Origin of the sequence: Rhodococcus sp. B50, from assembly GCF_013602415.1 — a bacterium.
Taxonomy (GTDB): Bacteria; Actinomycetota; Actinomycetes; order Mycobacteriales; family Mycobacteriaceae; genus Rhodococcus.
Genome location: NZ_WPAG02000002.1, coordinates 1,061,085 through 1,079,762, shown reverse-complemented (window position 1 = coordinate 1,079,762; position 18,678 = coordinate 1,061,085). Strand labels below are relative to the sequence as shown.

Below are 18,678 nucleotides of genomic sequence, written 5' to 3'. Positions count from 1 at the left end.
TGCACCGGGCCGGTTTCCACACCAGTTTCCACATCAGGAGAATGAAATGGCCGGCGATCTACACCTCACGGAACGCGTCGTGCGCGCGGACGACGTACGCGCTGCGGATCCGAGCGAAGAGGCACAGGAACGGACGATCCATCGTTACGGACGGATCGCCATTCTTGCTGCTCCGGAGGTATCCGCGGAGGAATCCGTCCCGGAGTCCCGAGACGCTGGGGACCTGGTCGGCGACCCCACCGAGGTCGAGACCCTGGGTCTCGCGGCGCAACGGTTGCGACAATCTGCCGAATACCGTCGGGCGAAGGAGGACCGACCGCGTGACGGTGAAGAGTGGAATATGGGGGACTGCACGTCGGTCGTGTCCGTCCCGCGTCAGGCAGCACCGGGAGACAGCGAGTCGGAGGCGGGACCGACGAGTTCCTATCTCGAGGGGTCGGTGGCGGTCGGTATCGTCATCGTTCAGGGACCGACTGCGGCACTGAGCTTCTCCGAGGCAGAGGTCGTGAAGGTGGTTGCCGAGGTCCAGAACGGTCTGGGATGGCTCGCCACCGCAAATCCCTTGGCAGGCATCTCCTTCTCCTACGACATCCAGAACGTCAACGTGGCTGTGCAGGCGGACCCGTCTGCTGCCGACCTGGAGGCGCTCTGGCGTGATCCGGCGATGGGCGTGCTGGGATACAGCGCCGATTGGAGTGGCGTGGGTGCCTATGTCGAAGACATCCGCAACCGTTACGGGACCCGCTGGACGTACTGCGCCTTCTTCACGAAGTATCCGCTCGGTCACTTCGCGTACGCGGGTGCGCCCCGGGTCGTCATGGACTACAACAACGACGGTTGGGGTCCGGACAACATCGACCGGGTGTTCGCGCACGAGACCGGTCACATCTTCGGCTGTCCGGACGAGTACGCGGACAGCGGTTGCACGTGCGGCGGTGCGTTCGGGCGGTACGGACTCGCCAACGGCAACTGTGAGAACTGCGCAGGCGAAGGCGGCGTCCCGTGCCTGATGAAGGGCAATACGTTCGCCGTCTGCGGCTTCACTCCCGGACACCTCGGATGGGCGCCGCAGCTCGTCGTCAACAATTTCGGGTACAACGCCGGATCGTGGCGCACCGATCGGCACCCGCGGTTCCTGGCGGACACCACCGGCAACGGCCGAGCCGACATCGTCGGATTCGGTGATGCCGGTGTGTACGTGTCGCGCTCCCAGCCCAATGGACGGTTCGAAACACCGCGCCTCGTCGTCAAGGACTTCGCGTACCAGGCCGGTGGGTGGCGGGTGGAGCGGCATCCGCGGTTCCTGGCCGACACGACCGGTGACGGTCGGGCGGACATCGTCGGGTTCGGTGATGCCGGGGTGTATATCTCGCGGGCGCAGGCGGACGGGTCGTTCGGTCCGGTGACGCGGGTGGTGGACGATTTCGGTTACACCGCCGGTGGATGGCGGGTAGAGCGGCATCCGCGATTCCTGGCCGACACGACCGGTGATGGCCGGGCCGATATAGTCGGGTTCGGCGATGCGGGGGTATATGTCTCCCGAGCGCGACCCGACGGGACGTATGGTCCGGTGACGCGGGTGGTGGACGACTTCGGGTACACCGCCGGTGGATGGCGAGTGGAGCGGCATCCGCGGTTCCTGGCGGATACCACAGGTGACGGTCGGGCGGACATCGTCGGGTTCGGCGATGCGGGCGTGTATGTCTCCCGGGCACGAGCCGACGGAACGTATGGTCCGGTGACGCGGGTGGTGGACGACTTCGGGTACACCGCCGGTGGATGGCGAGTGGAGCGGCATCTGCGGTTCCTGGCGGACACGACCGGTGACGGTCGGGCGGACATCGTCGGGTTCGGCGATGCGGGCGTGTATGTCTCACAGGCGCAAGCCGACGGGACGTTCGGACCGGTCACGCGCGTCGTCGACAACTTCGCCTACAGCGCCGGAGGATGGCGAATCGAACGCCATCCGCGCTTCATGGCGGACACGACCGGCGACGGTCGCGCGGACATCGTCGGATTCGGCACTGCCGGCGTCTACGTGTCGCGCGCGCTCGGCAACGGCGGATTCGACGCGCCCGGATTGACCGTCACCAACTTCGGTTACGACGCCGGTGGATGGCGGGTCGACCGACATCCGCGGTTCCTGGCGGACACCACCGGTGACGGGCGCGCCGACATCGTCGGGTTCGGCAGCGCCGGTGTGTGGTTGCACAGGGCGTGACGGGAGCAGTATTCGTCACCGGATCAGGGTTCCGGCCGATGCGTCGCACCGGTCGGAACCCTGATCCGCGCCTATCCCACGTCCAGCGCAGCGACGAACGTCAGGAAGGTGGCGTTGTTGTCCGTAGGATAGTCCACGTCGTATATTCGGCGTCGACTATTCGAGGGGCAACAGTCGCGGTTCCCGAACGCCCTCCCGACAATCGAAGGAGGCAGGACCGGTGTCCGAACAATCCCGTATCGCCGTCCTGACGCCGATAGCCATCGCCGTGCTCGGGTTGCTCGAGGAGAGACCGATGCATCCCTACGAAATGCATCAGCTTCTGCTCAAGCGCCGGGAAGACAACCTGATCAAGCTGCGGCCCAGTTCGCTGTACCACACCGTCTCCCGTCTGGCGGAGAGCGGACTGATCCGTCAGGCGGGCACCGAACGCGCAGGCAACAGACCCGAGCGCACCACCTACAGCATCACGGCAGCCGGAGCTGAGGCGGTGCGGGCCCGCATTGCGGAGATCATTCGTCGACCGGCTCGGGAGTATCCGATCTTTCCTCTCGGCCTCGCCGAATCGCACAATCTGCCGGCCGACGAGGTCGTCGCCCTGCTCGGCGAACGCATCGACCGACTCGGGGACGAGCTCGTCGAACTCGACGCCATCCGTGCCTGGGCCGTGGACAACGACGTGCCCCGGCGCTACTGGGTGGCCGTCGACTTCCTCCGCGACAGAACCGCTCACGAAGCGGAATGGTTGCGGGGGCTGATCGGCGAGATCGGTGACGGCTCTCTCGCGTGGCAGAGCTTCGACGCCGAAGGCGCACGGATCCCGGACCCGCCTCGCGATCTCGGTCGCGATTGGGGTGCGGCGCTGACCGACGAGACTCTCGCCGAGCTGCGGAGGAACAGCGCAGTCGGCGCCCCGGAGCGGCCGCGGGTTTCGACCTGACCATGACATCTCGCACCGATAGATCGCCGGTCGCGCTCGGCCGGTACGGACAGGAACGACATCGATGAAGACCGAACGTAATCCGTGGTGGGGCCTGTCGGCCTTGGTAGTCGGGTTCTTCATGATCCTGCTGGACCTGACCATCGTCGCGGTGGCCAACCCGGCGATCATGGCCGACCTGCGGGCAGACATCAATCAAGTCGTCTGGGTGACCAGCGCCTATCTGCTCACTTATGCGGTGCCCCTGCTGTTCACCGGTCGCCTCGGCGACCGGTTCGGGCCGAAGAACGTCTACCTCGCCGGTCTGGTGGTATTCACCGCGGCATCGCTGTGGTGCGCGGCCTCCGGTTCGATCGAGATTCTCATCGCGGCCCGCGCCGTCCAGGGACTCGGCGCGGCGCTGATGACGCCGCAGACGATGGCGATCATCACCCGCACGTTCGCGCCGGACAAGCGAGGGGCCGCCATGGGTCTGTGGGGCGCGGTCGCCGGCCTGGCCTCCCTGCTCGGCCCCCTGGTCGGCGGTGTGCTGGTGGACTGGCAGGGCTGGAACTGGATCTTCTACATCAACGTCCCGATCGGTGTCGCGGCGTTCGCGTTGGCTGCCTGGCTCGTGCCCAGTCTCGAAACCCAACCGCACAAGTTCGACGTCGTCGGTGTGATCCTCAGTGGTATCGGACTGTTCCTGCTGGTCTTCGGCATCCAGGAAGGATCGAGCCGGGACTGGGACGTCTGGACTTGGGTGATGATCGTCGCGGGCATCGCGGTGATGGTGCTGTTCGTGGTCAATCAGGCCCGCAACAAGGGTGAACCGTTGGTGCCGCTGAGCCTGTTCCGCGACCGGAACTTCTCGATGTCGAACATCGCCATCTCGTCGATGGGCGCAGCCATGACCGCCCTGATGGTTCCGGCCTACTTCTATCTCGAGACCGTCCGCGGATTCTCCCCCACGCGAGCCGCCCTGATCTTCGCCCCGATGGCGATCGTCACGGGTCTGACGGCACCGCTCGTCGGCAAGTTCTCCGATCGGATGCCACCGCGGGTCCTGCCCACCATCGGCTTCACGCTGTTCTCGGCGACGGTCTTCGGCTTTGCGGTGCTGATGACGCCGGACAGTCCGATCGTGCTGTTCTTGATCATCGCCGCCGTTGCAGGCGTGTCGAATTCGTGTATCTGGGCACCGCTGGCCTCCACCGCAACCCACAATCTGCCCATTCATCAGGCGGGCGCCGGTGCCGGCATCTACAACACCACCCGCCAGGTCGGTTCGGTGCTGGGCAGTGCGGCGATCGGTGCTCTGATCTCGTCGCGGATGGCCGCGCAGGGACTCGGCGAGGTACAGGCCGGGGAGGGAGGCGCCGCGATGGGAACCGCTCTCCCGGCGCAGGTCGCCGAAAAGTTCAGTACTGCGCTGAGTCAGTCGATGCTCCTGCCCGCGTCGGTCCTGATCATCGGGATCGTGGCGTCGGCGATGTTCGTCGGCCACGCCTCGTCGCAGCGGAGGGCGCAGACCGGAACCGAACCCGATCGCGCCGAGGTCACCGGCTGAGCGGGGCACTCTCGTAGTGGTCGTCCTGTCCTGGGGCACGAAGGAAAAACGCTCCCACCGAGTGCAGTACTCGGTGGGAGCGTGTCGTTTGTCGAAGTGAGGTCAGCCGTAGTGGCAGACGTAGCTGACGGCCTCGGTGACCTCGATGTCGAACGAGGAGTCGCCGGGCACCGAGAAGGAATCGCCGGCACCGTAGGAGGTCCAGTCCTCGCTGCCGGCCAGTCGGACGCGGCACGCGCCGCTGTGCAGCTCCATGACCTCCGGCGCGGCGGTGCCGAAATTCAGTGTGGCGGGCAGGATCACGCCGGCCGACTTGCGGGTTCCATCCGCCAGATGGAAGTTGTGGCTGACGCACTTGCCGTCGAAATAGACGTTGGCACGCGGGTCGAGCGTCACGTTGGCATAGGTCGAAGTCGGCTCACTCATGAGCTGGAGCGTAGCGACGCGGATGCGGGTCGCCGGTCGGCGGGGGTCGAGGGAGGGCTCACAACGCAGAAGTAAGGCTCACAACCCGAATGGTCGACCATCAGGGTTGTGAACCTCACCCACGGGTCGTCCACTTGCCGGCTACCAAGGCCGTGCCCGGGGCGACGTGGTTGTGTCCCGAGAGATGCGTGTCGCAGTCGGAGAGGGGGAACGAGGTGGTCGGACAACCATGGTCCGTTCTGGTCGGCGAGCCTCCCGGTCCCCCGTGCGCTCGAGGCGACCGCACGGATGCCGGAGCGGTTCGCGTTCGGTACCGGTGCCTCGGGGCGGCACGGTGGACACGCAGGCAGCGCGGCCCGGGGCACGGCGAACGGACGTCCTCGACAACGATACGTCGGGGTCCTCGTCGAGCCCCGCGGTGCCCTAACGAGGGTGCGGTTCGCCCGAGAGACGAGCAGGCGCCGCACGCGGGAGAGGTTTCGGCTACCGGGCGTCGACCCGCGGAAGCGCTTTCATATGCTTGTCGTTGCGCACGCCGTAATCGGCGTCGGTCGCGAACGGTTCCACCGATCCGGAACGCCGGCCGGCGAGTGACGTGCGTCTCGTCCGGGCGGCACCCCACAGCCTGCGACGGGTCAGACGAGCCCGAAAGGCAGAGGAGCGCAGTGAGCACCCCGGAATTGGCACAGTGGAACTCCCAAGAGGCTATTGCGGAAGCAATGATCCCGATCATCGGCAATCTGCACCGCCGGCACTCGGTCACGATCCTGCTTCACAGCCGTTCCCTCGTGAACAAGTCGGTCATCGGCATCCTGCGGACCCATCGTTTCGCGCGGCAGATCCGCGGCGACGAGCTGTCCGTCGAGGCCACATTCCCGTTCCTCGAAGCGCTGACGGATCTCGACCTGCCACCGTCGAAGATCGATCTCGGCCTGCTGGTGACGGCGTATCACACCGAGGGGGCGGCACGGTCCATCCCGGAGTTCGTCGCTGAGAGCCTCTCGGATCTGGTTGGTGGCGCCCAGACGAGCCCCGCGAAACCGCAGGACGTGGTCCTGTACGGATTCGGGCGAATCGGTCGGCTCGTCGCGCGTCTGCTCATCGAGAAGGCCGGTTCGGGTAACGGTCTGAACCTCCGGGCTGTGGTGGTCCGGAAGGGTGGGAGTGACGACCTGACCAAGCGTGCCTCTCTGCTTCGTCGCGACTCCGTCCACGGACAATTCAGTGGCACCATCAAGGTCGACAACGAGAACAACACCCTGATCGCCAATGGCAACGTCATCAAGTTCATCTACAGCAACGATCCGGAGAGCGTCGACTACACCGAGTACGGCATCGACAACGCCATCCTGATCGACAACACCGGGATCTGGCGCGACCGTGACGGACTGTCGAAGCATCTCCGCCCCGGTATCGCCAAGGTGGTGCTCACCGCGCCGGGCAAGGGTGACGTCCCGAATATCGTGCACGGCGTCAACCACCGCGACCTCGATCCGGACGAGAAGATCGTGTCGTGTGCGTCCTGCACCACCAATGCCATCGTGCCGCCGCTGAAGACCATGGACGACAAGTTCGGTGTGGTGCGTGGCCACGTCGAGACGGTGCACTCGTTCACCAACGATCAGAACCTGCTGGACAACTACCACAAGGCCGACCGTCGGGGTCGTTCCGCGCCGTTCAACCTGGTGCTCACCGAGACCGGGGCAGCCTCGGCGGTCGCGAAGGCGCTTCCCGATCTGAAGGCGAAGATCACCGGCAACTCGATCCGCGTCCCTACGCCGGATGTGTCCGTCGCGATTCTTCATCTTCAGCTGACTCGTGAGACCACCAAGGGCGAGGTGCTCGAGCACCTGCACCAGGAGTCGCTCACCGGGGCGCTGCGTCGCAACCTCGACTACACCTCGGCCACCGACGCCGTGTCGAGCGACTTCATCGGATCGCGCGCGGCGTGCATCATCGACGCCAACGCAGCGATCGTCGACGGTGACACCGCGATTCTCTACGTCTGGTACGACAACGAGTTCGGCTACTCGTGCCAGGTGGTGCGTACCGTCCAGTACCTGTCGGGTGTGGAGTACCCCGTCTATCCCCTCACGGACGGCGGTGCCGTGGAACTTGTCGGTACGCCTGCCGCTGCACAGGGATAGCGGCCCTGCAAGGATTGCAGTAGCGACAGTCTTCCAGGGACTCGTCGACGAGGGAACCCATCCTCGCCTGAGGATGGGTTCCCTTTTTCCTTGGGCCGCTGCGGTATTCGGCGGAGGTTCACCCGCCCGCACCTCTACCGCTCGACCGTCGTGATCCGGTCCACAGCACGGCGCAGTGCACACCGGCTCGCGGCGTCCTACCGCGAGTTCGCCACGGTTCCGTCCCTCGCGCGATCCTCGTACTCTGTCATGTGGGGTCTCCTCGACAAAGGAGGCTGAAATGAGTCAGCCAATCACGGACCCGACCTTCTATCGGACGGCAGCGGACGCGGCCGCCGCCCCGCCGGAACGATTGGCCTACGTGGCCGCGTTCGATCGCGCGGCGGACAAACCCGACGCGATGAGCGTGATCGACGTGGATCCCGGCTCGGACACCTATGGCCGGGTGGTGGGCTGGACCGAGGTTCCCGGCTCGGGGAACGAGCTGCACCATTTCGGTTGGAACGCCTGTAGCAGCGCGTTGAAACACGAGGGCCACGATATGGCGGGGCTGGCGCGCCGATACCTGATCGTGCCGGGTCTACGCTCGTCTTCCCTGTATGTGCTCGACACCGGGCCCGACCCGCGTCAACCGACCGTGACCAAGGTCGTGGACGCCGTCGACCTCGCCACCAAGGCGGGCTACTCCCGACCACACACCTTGCATTGTGGACCGGACGGCGTGTTCATGACCTGCCTGGGCGGTGCCGACGGATCGGACGGTCCGGGCGGGATCGCCCTGCTCGATCACGGCACATTCGACGTGCTCCGGCAATGGGAAACCGACCGGGGGCCGCAGTATTTCGCGTACGACGCCTGGTGGCATCTCAACCAGAACACGCTGGTCAGCAGCGAATGGGGCACACCGTCGATGATCGAGGACGGGTTGGTGCCCGAGCTACTACTGGCGAACGAATACGGCCATGCGATTCATTTCTGGGACCTGTCCACGGGCGCGCACCAGCAGCGAGTGGACCTCGGCGCGCAGTATCAGATGCCGCTCGAGCTGCGCCCGTCGCACGACCCCGAGGCCACGTGGGGTTTCGTCGGCGTGGTCGTCTCGACCGAGGACCTGTCCGCGTCGGTGTGGCGCTGGCACCACGGTGATGACGGCTGGGCGGTGGACAAGGTGATCACTGTCGCGGCCGAGCCGGCCGAACCGGACCTGCTGCCGCCGGCGCTGAAGCCGTTCGGTGCGGTGCCGCCGCTGATCACCGATATCGACCTGTCCGTCGACGACGCGTTCCTCTACGTCTCGTGCTGGGGCACCGGCGAGCTCAAGCAGTTCGACGTGCGGGATCCCGCCCATCCCGAGGAGACCGGGTCCGTCCGACTCGGCGGGATCGTCGGGCGCGGCGCACACCCGGCGGCACCGACCGAGCCGCTGTCCGGTGGTCCGCAGATGGTCGAGATCAGCCGGGACGGTAAGCGGGTCTATGTCACCAACTCCCTGTACGGCGCCTGGGACGATCAGTTCTACCCGGACGGGGTCGGCGCCTGGATGGCGCTGCTGCATACCGACCCTCGCGGCGGGATGGACATCGACGAGCGCTTCTTCCCGCACGGTGAGGACTTCAGGGGTCTTCGGCCGCACCAGGTTCGCCTCCAGGGCGGCGACGCCTCCTCCGACTCCTACTGCTATCGGTAGCCACTGCTCGGGTCCGCGACTTCCGCTCGGTCGGCGCGCTTGCCGACCCGTCTTGCTCAGGGCTGGTATTCGGGGTATTTCGTGTGCAGTTCGAGATAACCCGTCACGCTCTCCCGCAGCCAGTCCTTGCCGTCGTCGGGAGTGCGGCCGTCGCAGACCGCGTCGCGTTCGATGCAGATTCGTTCGACGTGAATCTCGCCGAATTCGTCGCGGGCGCCGCCGAGCGTCACGCCTGGAACGACCCGACCCGGGAACAAGGTCTCGACGCCACGGTTGTCGCGGGGATCGGAATAGAGAATGCCCGAGATCCGGTCGGGGGGAACGGAGCCGTCGGCTGCGATCTCGGCAAGAACGTCGCCGGCGATCGAGGCACCCTGCGAATAACCGAGAACCAACAGTTCAGCATCGGGGCAGGTGCTGTGTCGGACGGTGATGGTCTGGCGGAGCCGCTGATGTCCGATCTGCTTCGATCTGTCGTACGCGATGGCGCCGTCGTCGTCTATACCGTCGCCGTCGTCGTGCGAGCCGGTACCCGGCATCGGTACGACCACTGCCGGGTACCGGATGTGTTCGACCACGGTGCCGGGAGCCTCGTAGCGAGCGGAGATCTCCGCCAGCGGGGATTCCGGATCGATCGAGTCGAGGGTCTCGAAGCCGCGGGTGCCGTCGACGGCAAGGACATACCGTTCAGGGCAGTTGCGGACCGGATCGGCGGACGCGGAACCGACCGGACCCGCGACGCTCAGGGTTGCGGTGAGCAAACCTGCGGCAAGCAGGCCGACCGTGCGAGAGCGTCTGCGAGTGATCCGGGACATGCGCGATTCTCCTCGTGTGCCCCCGACAGACAACAAATCACGCCGATGATATCGACGTCCCGTTTGTTCTGCATGTTCAGGCTGCGAACTTTGCGGTGATCATGATCACCTCCGTGCAGGGGAGCAGAGATGCCCGATCACACCTTTACTTCGACTTCGACCACGACCACGACCACGACCACGACCACGACCGCACCGCCGAGCGACGCATCCGCAACGCAACTCGTCCGGTGGGCGATCGATCGCGTCGACGCCCAGGATCTCGACAGTCTGCACACGTTCTGGACCGCCGACTCCACTGTGCATTTCCCTACGGGACATGCCACGGCTACGCCGAGATCGCCGCCTACTTCGAAGAGGTCTTCGTCGCTCTCGCCGACTTCACCCTGGAGATCATCTCGATCGCCGAGGCGGGCAACGACGTCCTTGTCCACTGGCACCTGAGCGGGCGGCATGTCGGCACCTTCGCCGGCATCGCCGCCACAGGGCGGCATATCGACCTCGAGGGCTTCGACCACTTCATCCTCGAGAACGGACACGTCGTGACCAACACCGTGCGCTACGACCAGATGGAATTCGCCCGCCAGATCAAGCTGCTCCCAGCCGATAGGTCGTTCGCCGACCGTGCGTTGAAGGCCGCCTTCAATGCCACGACTCGTGTCGGGCACCTTGTTCGCCGACGCCCGTCGCGCTGATCGGCTGGAAGTACGGACGAGCAGACACGGGTTCGTATTCGGGCTGACCCCGGCGTTCGACCCGGATGTCCGCGCCGAGACCCGTCCCTATATCGATGAAATCCACGACCTCCGAGCCGAAGTGGATTCTCTCCGTGCTCAATCGAGAACAGCGGGGGAGGGCTGACGGTCGTCGAGGGGCGCGGGTACGGGCTCAGCCCCGATTGAGCTGTGCGACAACCAGATGCAGCGCGGCCGTGGTGGTGAGAGTTCGAACCCGCTCGCGGTTCCCGGGGAAGCGGCGGGTGACGGTGTAGGTCGGCCGTCCCTCGATAGCGACGCCGAAGCAGACCGTGCCCACCGGCTTGTCCTCGGTGCCACCGTCGGGGCCGGCGATCCCGGTGGTGGAGACCGCGACGTCGACCTTCAGGCGACGTCGGGCGCCCTCGGCCATGGCTGCGGCGACCTGTTCGCTCACCGCCCCGTGCGCGGCGATCATCTCGGCCGGTACGTCGATCAGATCGGACTTCGCGTCGTTGGAGTACGAGACCACGCCACCCATGACATACGCCGACGATCCGGGGCGGTCGGTGAGACGCGCGGCGACGAGTCCGCCGGTGCACGACTCCGCGGTCGCGATCGAGCGGCCGTCGAGGGCTGCGATCAGCTGGTCGTCGATGGTGGAACCGTCGGTGGAGAAAATCTGGCGTCCATGGTGTTCGGTGAGGACATCGAGCAGGCGACGATAGACGTCCGCGTCACCGGAGGCGAATCGCGTCACCATGTCGAGTTCACCGTGTCGAAGGCATGTGGTGATCTCGAGGCACTCGAGGCCGGGGATCTCTGCTTCGGCCCGGCGTAGTGTCTCGGCGAGTTGCGCCTCGTGTAACCCGTAGGCGCGCACAGTTTCCTGCTGTAGGTCGTCGGCTCGGGACAGCACCTCGGCGACCGCAGGTGAGGTGACCGCGCTCGGCCACATCGCCTGCAGCTCACCGGGCGGGCCGGGAAGGATCACGATGGTCGGGACCGGCCGGTTGCGCGCCACCGCAGGGATGACCACGCCCGGCGCTGTACCCGTGGGCGGCAGAGCGGTGGCACCGGCGGGAACGTACGCCTGCTTGCGGATCCCGATACGCGTCGGCCCTGCGTCGAGATCCGGGGTGTCCGGGCGGAAGCGGCGGATGACACTCGCGATGTGTTCTTCGAGTTCGGGGTCGAGCAGCAGCTCACGATCGCAGAACTCGGCGACGGTGGGGACGGTGAGATCGTCGGCGGTGGGGCCGAGACCACCACTGGTGACGATGAGGTCGACGCCCTGGTCGGCGAGGAAATGCAGTTGTGCGGTCAGGTCGGCGGGCCGGTCGCCGCAGATCGTGATGTGAGCGACGTCGACGCCGAGCTTCAAGAGCTGATCGGACAACCACGGTCCGTTCTGGTCGGCGATCCTCCCGGTCAGCACTTCGGTCCCGGTCACGATGATTCCTGCACGCACGCTCACGGCGTCGAGCCTAGTCGACAACGGGTCCTGATCAGCTGTGCCCTCGGTAAGTCAGGCGGCGAGACAGACGGCGATGCCAATTTCCCGTTCGACGGGTGACATTCGTCCTCGACATGCAGGCTTCCGGGCGAGCGGTGTCGCGGTGGGTCTCCTCCAAGGACCGCGCGGTATAGGTGGGCGTAACCGTCAGCCCACGCTGTCCGCTGTCGGAGACGAGTGGTCCACCGGACAGCCGGGCGCGAAGGTGCCCATTGCCCGGATGTCGAACCCGTTGGGGTAGCTGCGGATCCGACTCATCTCGTAGACGTGCTTCGGCTTGCGTCGCGCCGGCATCTTCGAGACGGCGAAGGCACGTGCCTTCATGGCGGCCAGGGATGCCTTCCGTGCGAGCGGGTGTGGATGCTTGTAACGGAACGCGTCGAGGAGGGGTTCGTCCATGAGGGTGCGGCTGAACAGGTTCACGATGCGTTTCGCGGGTCGCGGATAGAACGATGCGAGCAGATCCATCGTGGAGTCGGCAACAGCCCGCGCGCCCGCGTCGTAGGCGAAGTGCTCGTGTTCGTAATCGTCCATCAAGGTTTCGAACCCTTCGAACGTCTCGGGGATGTTCTTGATTCCCATGTGACGGCCGAGTGTCTGGTAGTAGCGCACGGAGGCGAGGAGCTCGTCGTCGGTGAGTTGTCGCCACCCGTAGTCGCGGATCCAGCGTTGCGGCACGACGACGAAGGTCGACAACACGTACAGGAAGTCGTCGTTGGTGATGTCGTACATGCGGTGCATCTGATTGATGCGACGGATCGCGGACTTGCCTTCCTCGCTGTCGAATCCGTGCAGTAGGGGGACCTCGAGGAGGAGCGAGGTGTCGTCGTAGCGCTTCTGGGTGTCTTCGGTGAATTGCCCTGTTTCGTAAAGGAGTTTGCCCACGCTGGGGACCGCGTAGGTGCGGAACAGTGCGAAGCTGAGGGCTTGGTTGATATCCCACGGGAATTCGTAGGTGGAGAGCGTTCGGTAGATCTCTCGGAAGTGGGTTTCGGGGTTCATGCCGAGGGTGCGGTTGGTCTTGCTCACGCGAGTCTCCTCTTCGATGGACGGGAGCGGACCGATCGGAACCGAGTGTAAGTAGACTTATACTTTTGTGCAAGGGGTCACACGATAGTGGCCGGAGGTGACCCCCGGACCCTTCCGGCTGGTAGAAGGGGGTATGGCGAAGGACGGCGGAAAAGGGAAGGGGCCCACACGCGGCGCCCAATTGCGCTTCCTCGACGCCGGACTCGACGTGCTCGGCCGCGAAGGCCACGCCGGACTCAAACTCGCCACCGTCTGCAAGGCCGCCGGCGCCACCACCGGGTCCTTCTACCATGCGTTTCCCAGTTGGCCGGAGTTCACCACAGCGCTCATCGGTTACTGGCGCGAAGAGAAGAGCGACCTGCTCATCCGCCGCGCCGCGGAGATTTCCGATCCTGTCGAACGGCTCACCGCGCTCATCGACATCGGACTGCAGTTGCCCCACGATTCCGAGGCCGCGATCCGGGTGTGGGCCGCTCACGATCCCGACGTGCGCGCCGTCCAGACCGGCACCGATGAGGAACGTCGCCGGATCATTGCCGACGCCTACTTCGAGGCCACCGGCGATCGTGACCTCGCCGAGCGCAACGCGACGGTCGCGATGTATCTGCTGGTCGGCTACGAAAGCGGTACCTACCGCGACCGCGACGCGCTCGGGTGGGCTTTCCGCTCGTTCATGGAGAAGGGCCTGCCCACCTGATCTGGACATCCCTGGAGCCCGGGCAGTGTGCAAAGCAGAACGCCATGCCACCACAGTGCGAGTGGACATCTCACGTTCAGGGCCTTGTCGACACGTTGTCTTCCGGAGGGTCGCCACGACGAGAGTTCCTGACGTTCCGTGCCCTGTTACGACGGTCGGTGAGGCGGGCGAGCTCACGAAGCATGCTGGGAGCCCGGCGTGCCATGGTCAGTACTGCGCGGTCCGAGACGGTCGGGCGTGGTGGCAGCGCAGGTTGTGTGGGCCGGGCCCTGATCGTCGCCGTGAACATCTGCACCTGAACGGGCACACCCTTGAGTCGATGCCGGCCCAGGTCGGTGAAATCGAACTCCGCACCTACCGCGAGATCGCGGACCGCCTGGGAGCATCGCACCTCCGCAGGCCCGGAGGAAGCGGCGATCCGCGCTCCGATGTGGACCGTCATGCCGGTCAACTCGGGACCGGCGCGGGTCACCGTCCCGACGTGCACACCGGAACGCAAGGTCAATCCGAGAGTCGTCGTCGTTCGGATGATCCGGTGTGCGCACTGAAGGGCGGCCACCGGACCGTCGAACACACTGAGGGTTCCATCGCCCGCGATGCCCACCAGCGTGCCTCCGCCGGCCTCGACCTCCACACGCACGAGTCTGTCGTGCGCGCCCAGCAACCTCGCGAAGTGGCGGTCACCGACCTCCGCGAGCAGGTCGGTGGAGCGGACGACATCGGTGAACAGGACCGTGCCCAGAAACCGATCCGCATCGACCGGATGGTCCACGCCGCTGGCAAGCTCCTCCACGTGGTCGAGAACAGGGATCAGCACTTCACCCAGCGTTGCGCCGACCGGGATCGGCGGCAGATCGTAGAATCGGCCGTTCGGGACGTGCGCGGCAACCCTGCGAACGGCCTCTCGTGCGAACAGGCTGTCCGGCTGGTGCAGCACTTTCGTCGGGCATTGGATTGCCGGCAGAACCGACGAGTAGTTCGCTCGGAGAGCCCACTCGAGATGTTCCCGGGCGGTTCTCGGTGTGGCAGAGCAACGTTCGAGTAACGCCATGATGCGTCGATTGTGGGGGGTGTCGAGGGTCGGGTGCGTAAGGGACGTGAGCTGCCCTTGGCCCCAGCATGCATACACATCCCGATACGACTCGACGAACCGGTCTCGCTCGCAGGCGGTCCACCCCGGTGGCGGACCGCCGTCCTCGGGCAGCAGGGCGTCGGACCAGGGCTCCGCGAGAACCAGTCCGGAGACACGGTCGGGGTACCGAGCGGCGACCAAGGCGAGGGCGCCGCAGGTGCTGGCCGCGCCGACGAGTGTGGCCTGAGTGACCTCGGCGTCGTCGAGCACCGCGACGACGTCGTCGGCCTGCTCCTCGAGGGTGGGGACGTGGTCGACAGGGTCGGACAGGCCGAATCCGCGGCGCTGGAAGAACAACGAACGCGCGAAGCGGGAGCAGCGTTCGAAGTTGTAGTGAAAGTGCGGATCGGTCCACATCAGGTCCGGATGCATCATGTCTTCGAAGAACCACGCGATCGGATGCGGCCCCTCGCCCACCACCTGATACGCCAGTGCGTGGCCGTCGCGCTGGATGTACCGCGTCACGGGCGGGTCCATAGGAACAACAATAGGCGCCGACCGGCCGCGCGACCATTGTGTACGACTGCGGCAGCCTGCGGCGATGCGCTTCGGTCGCCCCGAGGACGCGTGCGACGTCCTGTACGCGATCGGCGGGACGTGAAGTCTCAGGCCGCAGCTGCCCGACACCCACACCGCACTGCGCGCCCCAGCTCGTCATCGGGTAACCACCCGTACTCGTCGCAGTCGTCGCACTTCGGTTGGACGACACGGGGCGTCGGCAGCGACCGCCACAACGGCAACCAGCCGTGCGCCAGGCGCATCGGATTGCCCGGTCTGTGCACAGATTTCGCTGCCGACACCAGCGCCGGCACTCCGTACGTCGAGACGAGTGCCTCGATCGCCGCTGCCGCATCAGGTTTGAGGTAGACGAAGGTCGCTGTGAGGCCGGCCCGTCTGCATGCCGCGGCGAGCTCGACCACCGCAGGACTCAGCGGTGCCTTCGCGACGCGCGGTGTGCGGTCGGTTTCCGTCCTTGGTGTATCGGTACTTGAAAGAGCGCCTGGCTCTCCGATGTCCGCGCCGCCGCGGGTCGGATTCTCAGGCGCCGGGTCGGCGACGGGACGCTCGCAGACGGTCTGGATGGTGATCCACTGGCCGAGTTCGTTCTGGATCTTCTCTCGCACCAAGTAGCCGAGGTCTGCGAGCTCGCGAAGGGCGGACCGGATCGCGTCGCGTCCTTCCTTCGGCGATTGCGCCGCTATCGAGTCGGCGCGGGTGCGCCAGTCGTCCGGTTTGGACAGCAACCAGACGAGCACCTGGCGGGCCTTATTCGATTGTCGCCGCCCGAACCGGCGGCGTGGTGGCATCGTGCCAGCGTCCGTACAACTCGCGCAAGGAATCGGACATCCGGCGCGGCTAATGGGCTTCGAACCGCGCTTCTACGTCGGCGGTGAGGGTGACGTGGTCGGGTTCGAACACCAACTCCGGCTCGGCGGACTCGGGCGCACCGATCGCATCCGACCGCAACATCGCGGTGTGCATCATGGGAGCGCCCGCCGTGTGGACGGGGGAGGGCTGGGAGCCGAGCATGCCCGGATCGGCGATAGCCACCGCGCGAATCGTGTTGAGGCCCAGCGACGCCGTATACGCCTTCGCCTTGGCCAGTGCGTCGCCCACCGCGAGATCGCGGACCCGCGCGAGTCGCTTCTGCTGGGCCTTGCGGGTGATCCACCAGCGGATATCGGCGACGGTGACCACCTCGAGCGCCGCAACCCGCTCGACGAAGGCGCCCACCGCGTCGAACTCGTGGAAGGTCACGGTGATCGACGCCGACGAGTTGTACACCCAGGGCCGATTCTTGCCCTCGCGGCTGAACGGGCGTCGCCGGCTGTGGCGCACCCGATCGAAGGTCCACCGCTTCACCGGGCTCGGGGAGTGCTCCCGCAATTCGGTCACGAGATCGGTGATCGTGGCGACCGCCGCGGCCACCGGTTCTGCGGCCTGCTTGCGCGACGTGCCGTCGGCGTGCGCGCGCAACACCACCGTGCACCGGTCGGGCGCGATGGTGCGTTCGGCATGACCGGTGACGGTGATCGTGACGGGAGGCTGGGTCATGCGCACGAGTGTGCCACCGCGAAAGTTTTCAGAAGTGAGAGGTGTGACTGGTGGGACGACTGGGTATCTGAGTTGAGTCGAACCAGCCAGTGTTCACGAAAGGACTGCACATGCTCGGACTCGGAATCCTCGGTTGGATCATCATCGGTGGTCTCGCCGGCTGGATCGGTAGCAAGATCATGGGCACCGACGCCCAGCAGGGCATTCTCCTCAATATCGTTGTCGGCGTCATCGGCGGCTTGATCGGTGGCTTCCTGCTCAAGGTCTTCGGCGTGGATGTCGAAGGCGGCGGACTGATCTTCAGCTTCCTGACCTGCCTCCTCGGCGCGGTCATCCTGCTGTTCGTCGTCAAGGCCGCCACCGGCCGGGGCGTGCGCCGCTAACCGTTCTGCACCGCTCGAGGTCCCGGATCCGCACAGGGTCCGGGACCTCAAGCGTGTCCGGACCTCCGGCGTCCGTCAGCCCAGCTGGTCGCGGAACCAGCGCGGGTCGGGATTGGTACGCGACACATCGCCGACGAACACGGTGGGCACCGTTTCGTTCCCGCCGTTGACTTCTCGCACCCGTGCCGCGGCGGCGGGATCCCGCCAGATGTTCACCCAGATCGCGCGATGTGCTCGCGTGCGCAGGGTGGCGCGCAGCCGGATACAGAAGGTGCATCCCGGGCGCCAGTACACCACGGGAACGCCGCGGTCCATTGCGTCGCGACGAGCGGTCGCGTCGTCGACATGATGGGGGAAGAACAGGGGAGAAGCGACCCACGCCATCGCGAGCAGTACTACCGCAGTCACCCCCGAGGTCACATCGAATGAACCGGTGAGTAGAACGACGGTCGCGACGGCCACCATCGCCGCGGACAGGATCCAGGTTCGCCACATAGCGGCGAGCCTAGTTCCGTCGAATGCGGGGTTTCACAGCAGGACACAGCCGCCCTCACGCCCGCTCCTATGACGCTACCTGCGGGTCTGCGCGTAGAGGAGAGTGCGCGCTAGCGTATTCGGTCATGGTCGTCACCGAGAGTTCACCTCCTGTCTCCCCACGGTTGGTCCGTTCGATGTTCATCCCTGCCGTAGGGGTCGCACTCGTGCTGACTCTGCTCGCGGCAGCGACGGTGCCGATCCGCGATCGCCTGTATCTGTCCGTCGCCCAGGCGGTGGAAGGATCGTTTCTCGGGCCCCTCGCGGGTCTCGTCGCCGACAGGGGACTGCTCGTCCTCGTCGCCTTCACCGGTGTACTGGCGGCCTGGTTGTGGCGGAACGACCGCCGGGGCTTCGGCACCCTCGCCGTCGGCGGAATCGGAGTGGTGGGTGCCTACCTGTCGAGTGAACTCGTCAAACTGGTGGTGACGGAGCCGCGCCCGTGTCGCGCTCTCGGGATCGCGACGGTCCTGGAGTGTCCCGAGGTGGGTGACTGGTCCTGGCCGTCCAACCATTCCGTCATCGCCGCCTCGTTCGCCACCGCGTGTGTGCTTGCGGCTCCGCGTCTGATCTGGCTGGTCGCGCCGCTCGCGGCGGTGCTCGCGTTCTCCCGGGTGACGGTGGGGGTGCACTACGTGCACGACGTGTTGTCGGGCATGGCGCTCGGTGTACTCGTGGTGTCACTCGTCGTCGCGTTGCTCCTGCCCTTCGCATCGCGGCTTCCCATCCTGTCCCGCGAAACCCCGTCGAACGGGGAGGAGTCTGGACACCGGGTGGCCCAGGGCGTTGACTGAAGGTACACAGTCCGGGCTCGGGAGGCCGTCATGGGCATTGTTGTCGGCTTCCGCGTCG

16 protein-coding genes and 1 pseudogene are annotated in these 18,678 nt (G+C 66.0%); 9 read left to right on the top strand and 8 right to left on the bottom strand.

The window, feature by feature from the left end:
- The first annotated feature begins 46 nt into the window (after positions 1-46).
- The 3 genes from GON09_RS05315 to GON09_RS05305 all read left to right on the top strand — a co-directional run bounded on the left by GON09_RS05315 (position 47) and on the right by GON09_RS05305 (position 4,710).
- Complete coding sequence (locus GON09_RS05315; RefSeq protein ID WP_213930906.1) at positions 47-2,221, top strand: FG-GAP repeat domain-containing protein; 2,175 nt, start codon at positions 47-49, stop codon at positions 2,219-2,221.
- Positions 2,222-2,441: 220 nt separating this feature from the next.
- Positions 2,442-3,161, top strand: coding sequence for a PadR family transcriptional regulator (locus GON09_RS05310; protein WP_213930905.1), 720 nt, complete (start codon positions 2,442-2,444; stop codon positions 3,159-3,161).
- Between the two features lie 64 nt (positions 3,162-3,225).
- Positions 3,226-4,710, top strand: a complete 1,485-nt coding sequence (locus tag GON09_RS05305) for a DHA2 family efflux MFS transporter permease subunit (protein WP_213930904.1) — start codon at positions 3,226-3,228, stop codon at positions 4,708-4,710.
- Positions 4,711-4,812: 102 nt separating this feature from the next.
- Here GON09_RS05305 and ppnP read toward each other — a convergent pair whose 3' ends face one another.
- Positions 4,813-5,136, bottom strand: a complete 324-nt coding sequence (ppnP, locus tag GON09_RS05300; RefSeq protein WP_059383442.1) for a pyrimidine/purine nucleoside phosphorylase — start codon at positions 5,134-5,136, stop codon at positions 4,813-4,815.
- Positions 5,137-5,801: 665 nt separating this feature from the next.
- On the opposite strand from ppnP, the gene GON09_RS05295 reads away from it, so the two are divergent.
- Together GON09_RS05295 and GON09_RS05290 are read left to right on the top strand one after the other, a co-directional pair.
- Positions 5,802-7,283: a glyceraldehyde-3-phosphate dehydrogenase gene (locus GON09_RS05295; protein ID WP_213930903.1), complete on the top strand. Its 1,482-nt coding sequence runs from the start codon at positions 5,802-5,804 to the stop codon at positions 7,281-7,283.
- Positions 7,284-7,563: 280 nt separating this feature from the next.
- Complete coding sequence (locus GON09_RS05290; protein WP_213930902.1) at positions 7,564-8,970, top strand: selenium-binding protein SBP56-related protein; 1,407 nt, start codon at positions 7,564-7,566, stop codon at positions 8,968-8,970.
- A gap of 56 nt (positions 8,971-9,026) precedes the next feature.
- Here GON09_RS05290 and GON09_RS05285 read toward each other — a convergent pair whose 3' ends face one another.
- Entirely contained in the window at positions 9,027-9,785 is a 759-nt protein-coding gene (locus GON09_RS05285; RefSeq protein WP_213930901.1) for a cutinase family protein, read from the bottom strand.
- 113 nt (positions 9,786-9,898) lie between these two features.
- On the opposite strand from GON09_RS05285, the gene GON09_RS05280 reads away from it, so the two are divergent.
- The gene (locus tag GON09_RS05280) at positions 9,899-10,480 is read left to right on the top strand and encodes an ester cyclase (protein ID WP_307854319.1); all 582 of its coding nucleotides are present in this window, start codon (positions 9,899-9,901) and stop codon (positions 10,478-10,480) included.
- Positions 10,481-10,673: 193 nt separating this feature from the next.
- On the opposite strand, the gene GON09_RS05275 is transcribed toward GON09_RS05280, so the two are convergent.
- Positions 10,674-11,957, bottom strand: a complete 1,284-nt coding sequence (locus GON09_RS05275) for a competence/damage-inducible protein A (protein WP_213930900.1) — start codon at positions 11,955-11,957, stop codon at positions 10,674-10,676.
- Positions 11,958-12,143: 186 nt separating this feature from the next.
- Positions 12,144-13,025, bottom strand: coding sequence for an oxygenase MpaB family protein (locus GON09_RS05270; protein ID WP_307854318.1), 882 nt, complete (start codon positions 13,023-13,025; stop codon positions 12,144-12,146).
- A gap of 97 nt (positions 13,026-13,122) precedes the next feature.
- On the opposite strand from GON09_RS05270, the gene GON09_RS05265 reads away from it, so the two are divergent.
- Positions 13,123-13,722, top strand: a complete 600-nt coding sequence (locus tag GON09_RS05265; protein ID WP_307854317.1) for a TetR/AcrR family transcriptional regulator — start codon at positions 13,123-13,125, stop codon at positions 13,720-13,722.
- A gap of 76 nt (positions 13,723-13,798) precedes the next feature.
- Here the strand turns inward: GON09_RS05265 and GON09_RS05260 are convergent, their stop codons facing one another.
- The 3 genes and pseudogenes from GON09_RS05260 to GON09_RS05250 all read right to left on the bottom strand — a co-directional run bounded on the left by GON09_RS05260 (position 13,799) and on the right by GON09_RS05250 (position 16,909).
- Positions 13,799-15,331 (bottom strand): adenylate/guanylate cyclase domain-containing protein, encoded by a 1,533-nt coding sequence (locus tag GON09_RS05260; protein ID WP_213930899.1) that lies wholly within the window; start codon positions 15,329-15,331, stop codon positions 13,799-13,801.
- A 128-nt stretch (positions 15,332-15,459) separates the two neighbouring features.
- Positions 15,460-16,134 (bottom strand): annotated as a pseudogene (locus GON09_RS05255) (replication protein); the annotation flags it as partial.
- A 76-nt stretch (positions 16,135-16,210) separates the two neighbouring features.
- Positions 16,211-16,909 carry an SIMPL domain-containing protein gene (locus GON09_RS05250; protein WP_213930898.1) on the bottom strand — a complete coding sequence of 233 codons (699 nt, stop codon included), beginning with the start codon at positions 16,907-16,909 and terminating at the stop codon, positions 16,211-16,213.
- Positions 16,910-17,019: 110 nt separating this feature from the next.
- On the opposite strand from GON09_RS05250, the gene GON09_RS05245 reads away from it, so the two are divergent.
- Positions 17,020-17,292, top strand: coding sequence for a GlsB/YeaQ/YmgE family stress response membrane protein (locus tag GON09_RS05245; RefSeq protein ID WP_213930897.1), 273 nt, complete (start codon positions 17,020-17,022; stop codon positions 17,290-17,292).
- A 75-nt stretch (positions 17,293-17,367) separates the two neighbouring features.
- Here GON09_RS05245 and GON09_RS05240 read toward each other — a convergent pair whose 3' ends face one another.
- Positions 17,368-17,787: a glutaredoxin domain-containing protein gene (locus GON09_RS05240; protein WP_213930896.1), complete on the bottom strand. Its 420-nt coding sequence runs from the start codon at positions 17,785-17,787 to the stop codon at positions 17,368-17,370.
- A gap of 125 nt (positions 17,788-17,912) precedes the next feature.
- Between GON09_RS05240 and GON09_RS05235 the strand changes: the two genes are divergently transcribed.
- Positions 17,913-18,620, top strand: coding sequence for a phosphatase PAP2 family protein (locus GON09_RS05235; RefSeq protein ID WP_244865392.1), 708 nt, complete (start codon positions 17,913-17,915; stop codon positions 18,618-18,620).
- Positions 18,621-18,678 lie beyond the last annotated feature (58 nt).

Excerpts from the sequence above, each read along its gene's own strand:
- GON09_RS05250 (WP_213930898.1), bottom strand. The coding sequence starts at position 16,909 with ATGACCCAGCCTCCCGTCACGATCACCGTCACCGGTCATGCCGAACGC.
- ppnP (WP_059383442.1), bottom strand. The coding sequence starts at position 5,136 with ATGAGTGAGCCGACTTCGACCTATGCCAACGTGACGCTCGACCCGCGT.
- GON09_RS05305 (WP_213930904.1), top strand. The coding sequence starts at position 3,226 with ATGAAGACCGAACGTAATCCGTGGTGGGGCCTGTCGGCCTTGGTAGTC.
- GON09_RS05315 (WP_213930906.1), top strand. The coding sequence starts at position 47 with ATGGCCGGCGATCTACACCTCACGGAACGCGTCGTGCGCGCGGACGAC.
- GON09_RS05245 (WP_213930897.1), top strand. The coding sequence starts at position 17,020 with ATGCTCGGACTCGGAATCCTCGGTTGGATCATCATCGGTGGTCTCGCC.
- GON09_RS05260 (WP_213930899.1), bottom strand. The coding sequence starts at position 15,331 with ATGGACCCGCCCGTGACGCGGTACATCCAGCGCGACGGCCACGCACTG.
- GON09_RS05240 (WP_213930896.1), bottom strand. The coding sequence starts at position 17,787 with ATGTGGCGAACCTGGATCCTGTCCGCGGCGATGGTGGCCGTCGCGACC.
- GON09_RS05285 (WP_213930901.1), bottom strand. The coding sequence starts at position 9,785 with ATGTCCCGGATCACTCGCAGACGCTCTCGCACGGTCGGCCTGCTTGCC.
- GON09_RS05235 (WP_244865392.1), top strand. The coding sequence starts at position 17,913 with ATGGTCGTCACCGAGAGTTCACCTCCTGTCTCCCCACGGTTGGTCCGT.
- GON09_RS05290 (WP_213930902.1), top strand. The coding sequence starts at position 7,564 with ATGAGTCAGCCAATCACGGACCCGACCTTCTATCGGACGGCAGCGGAC.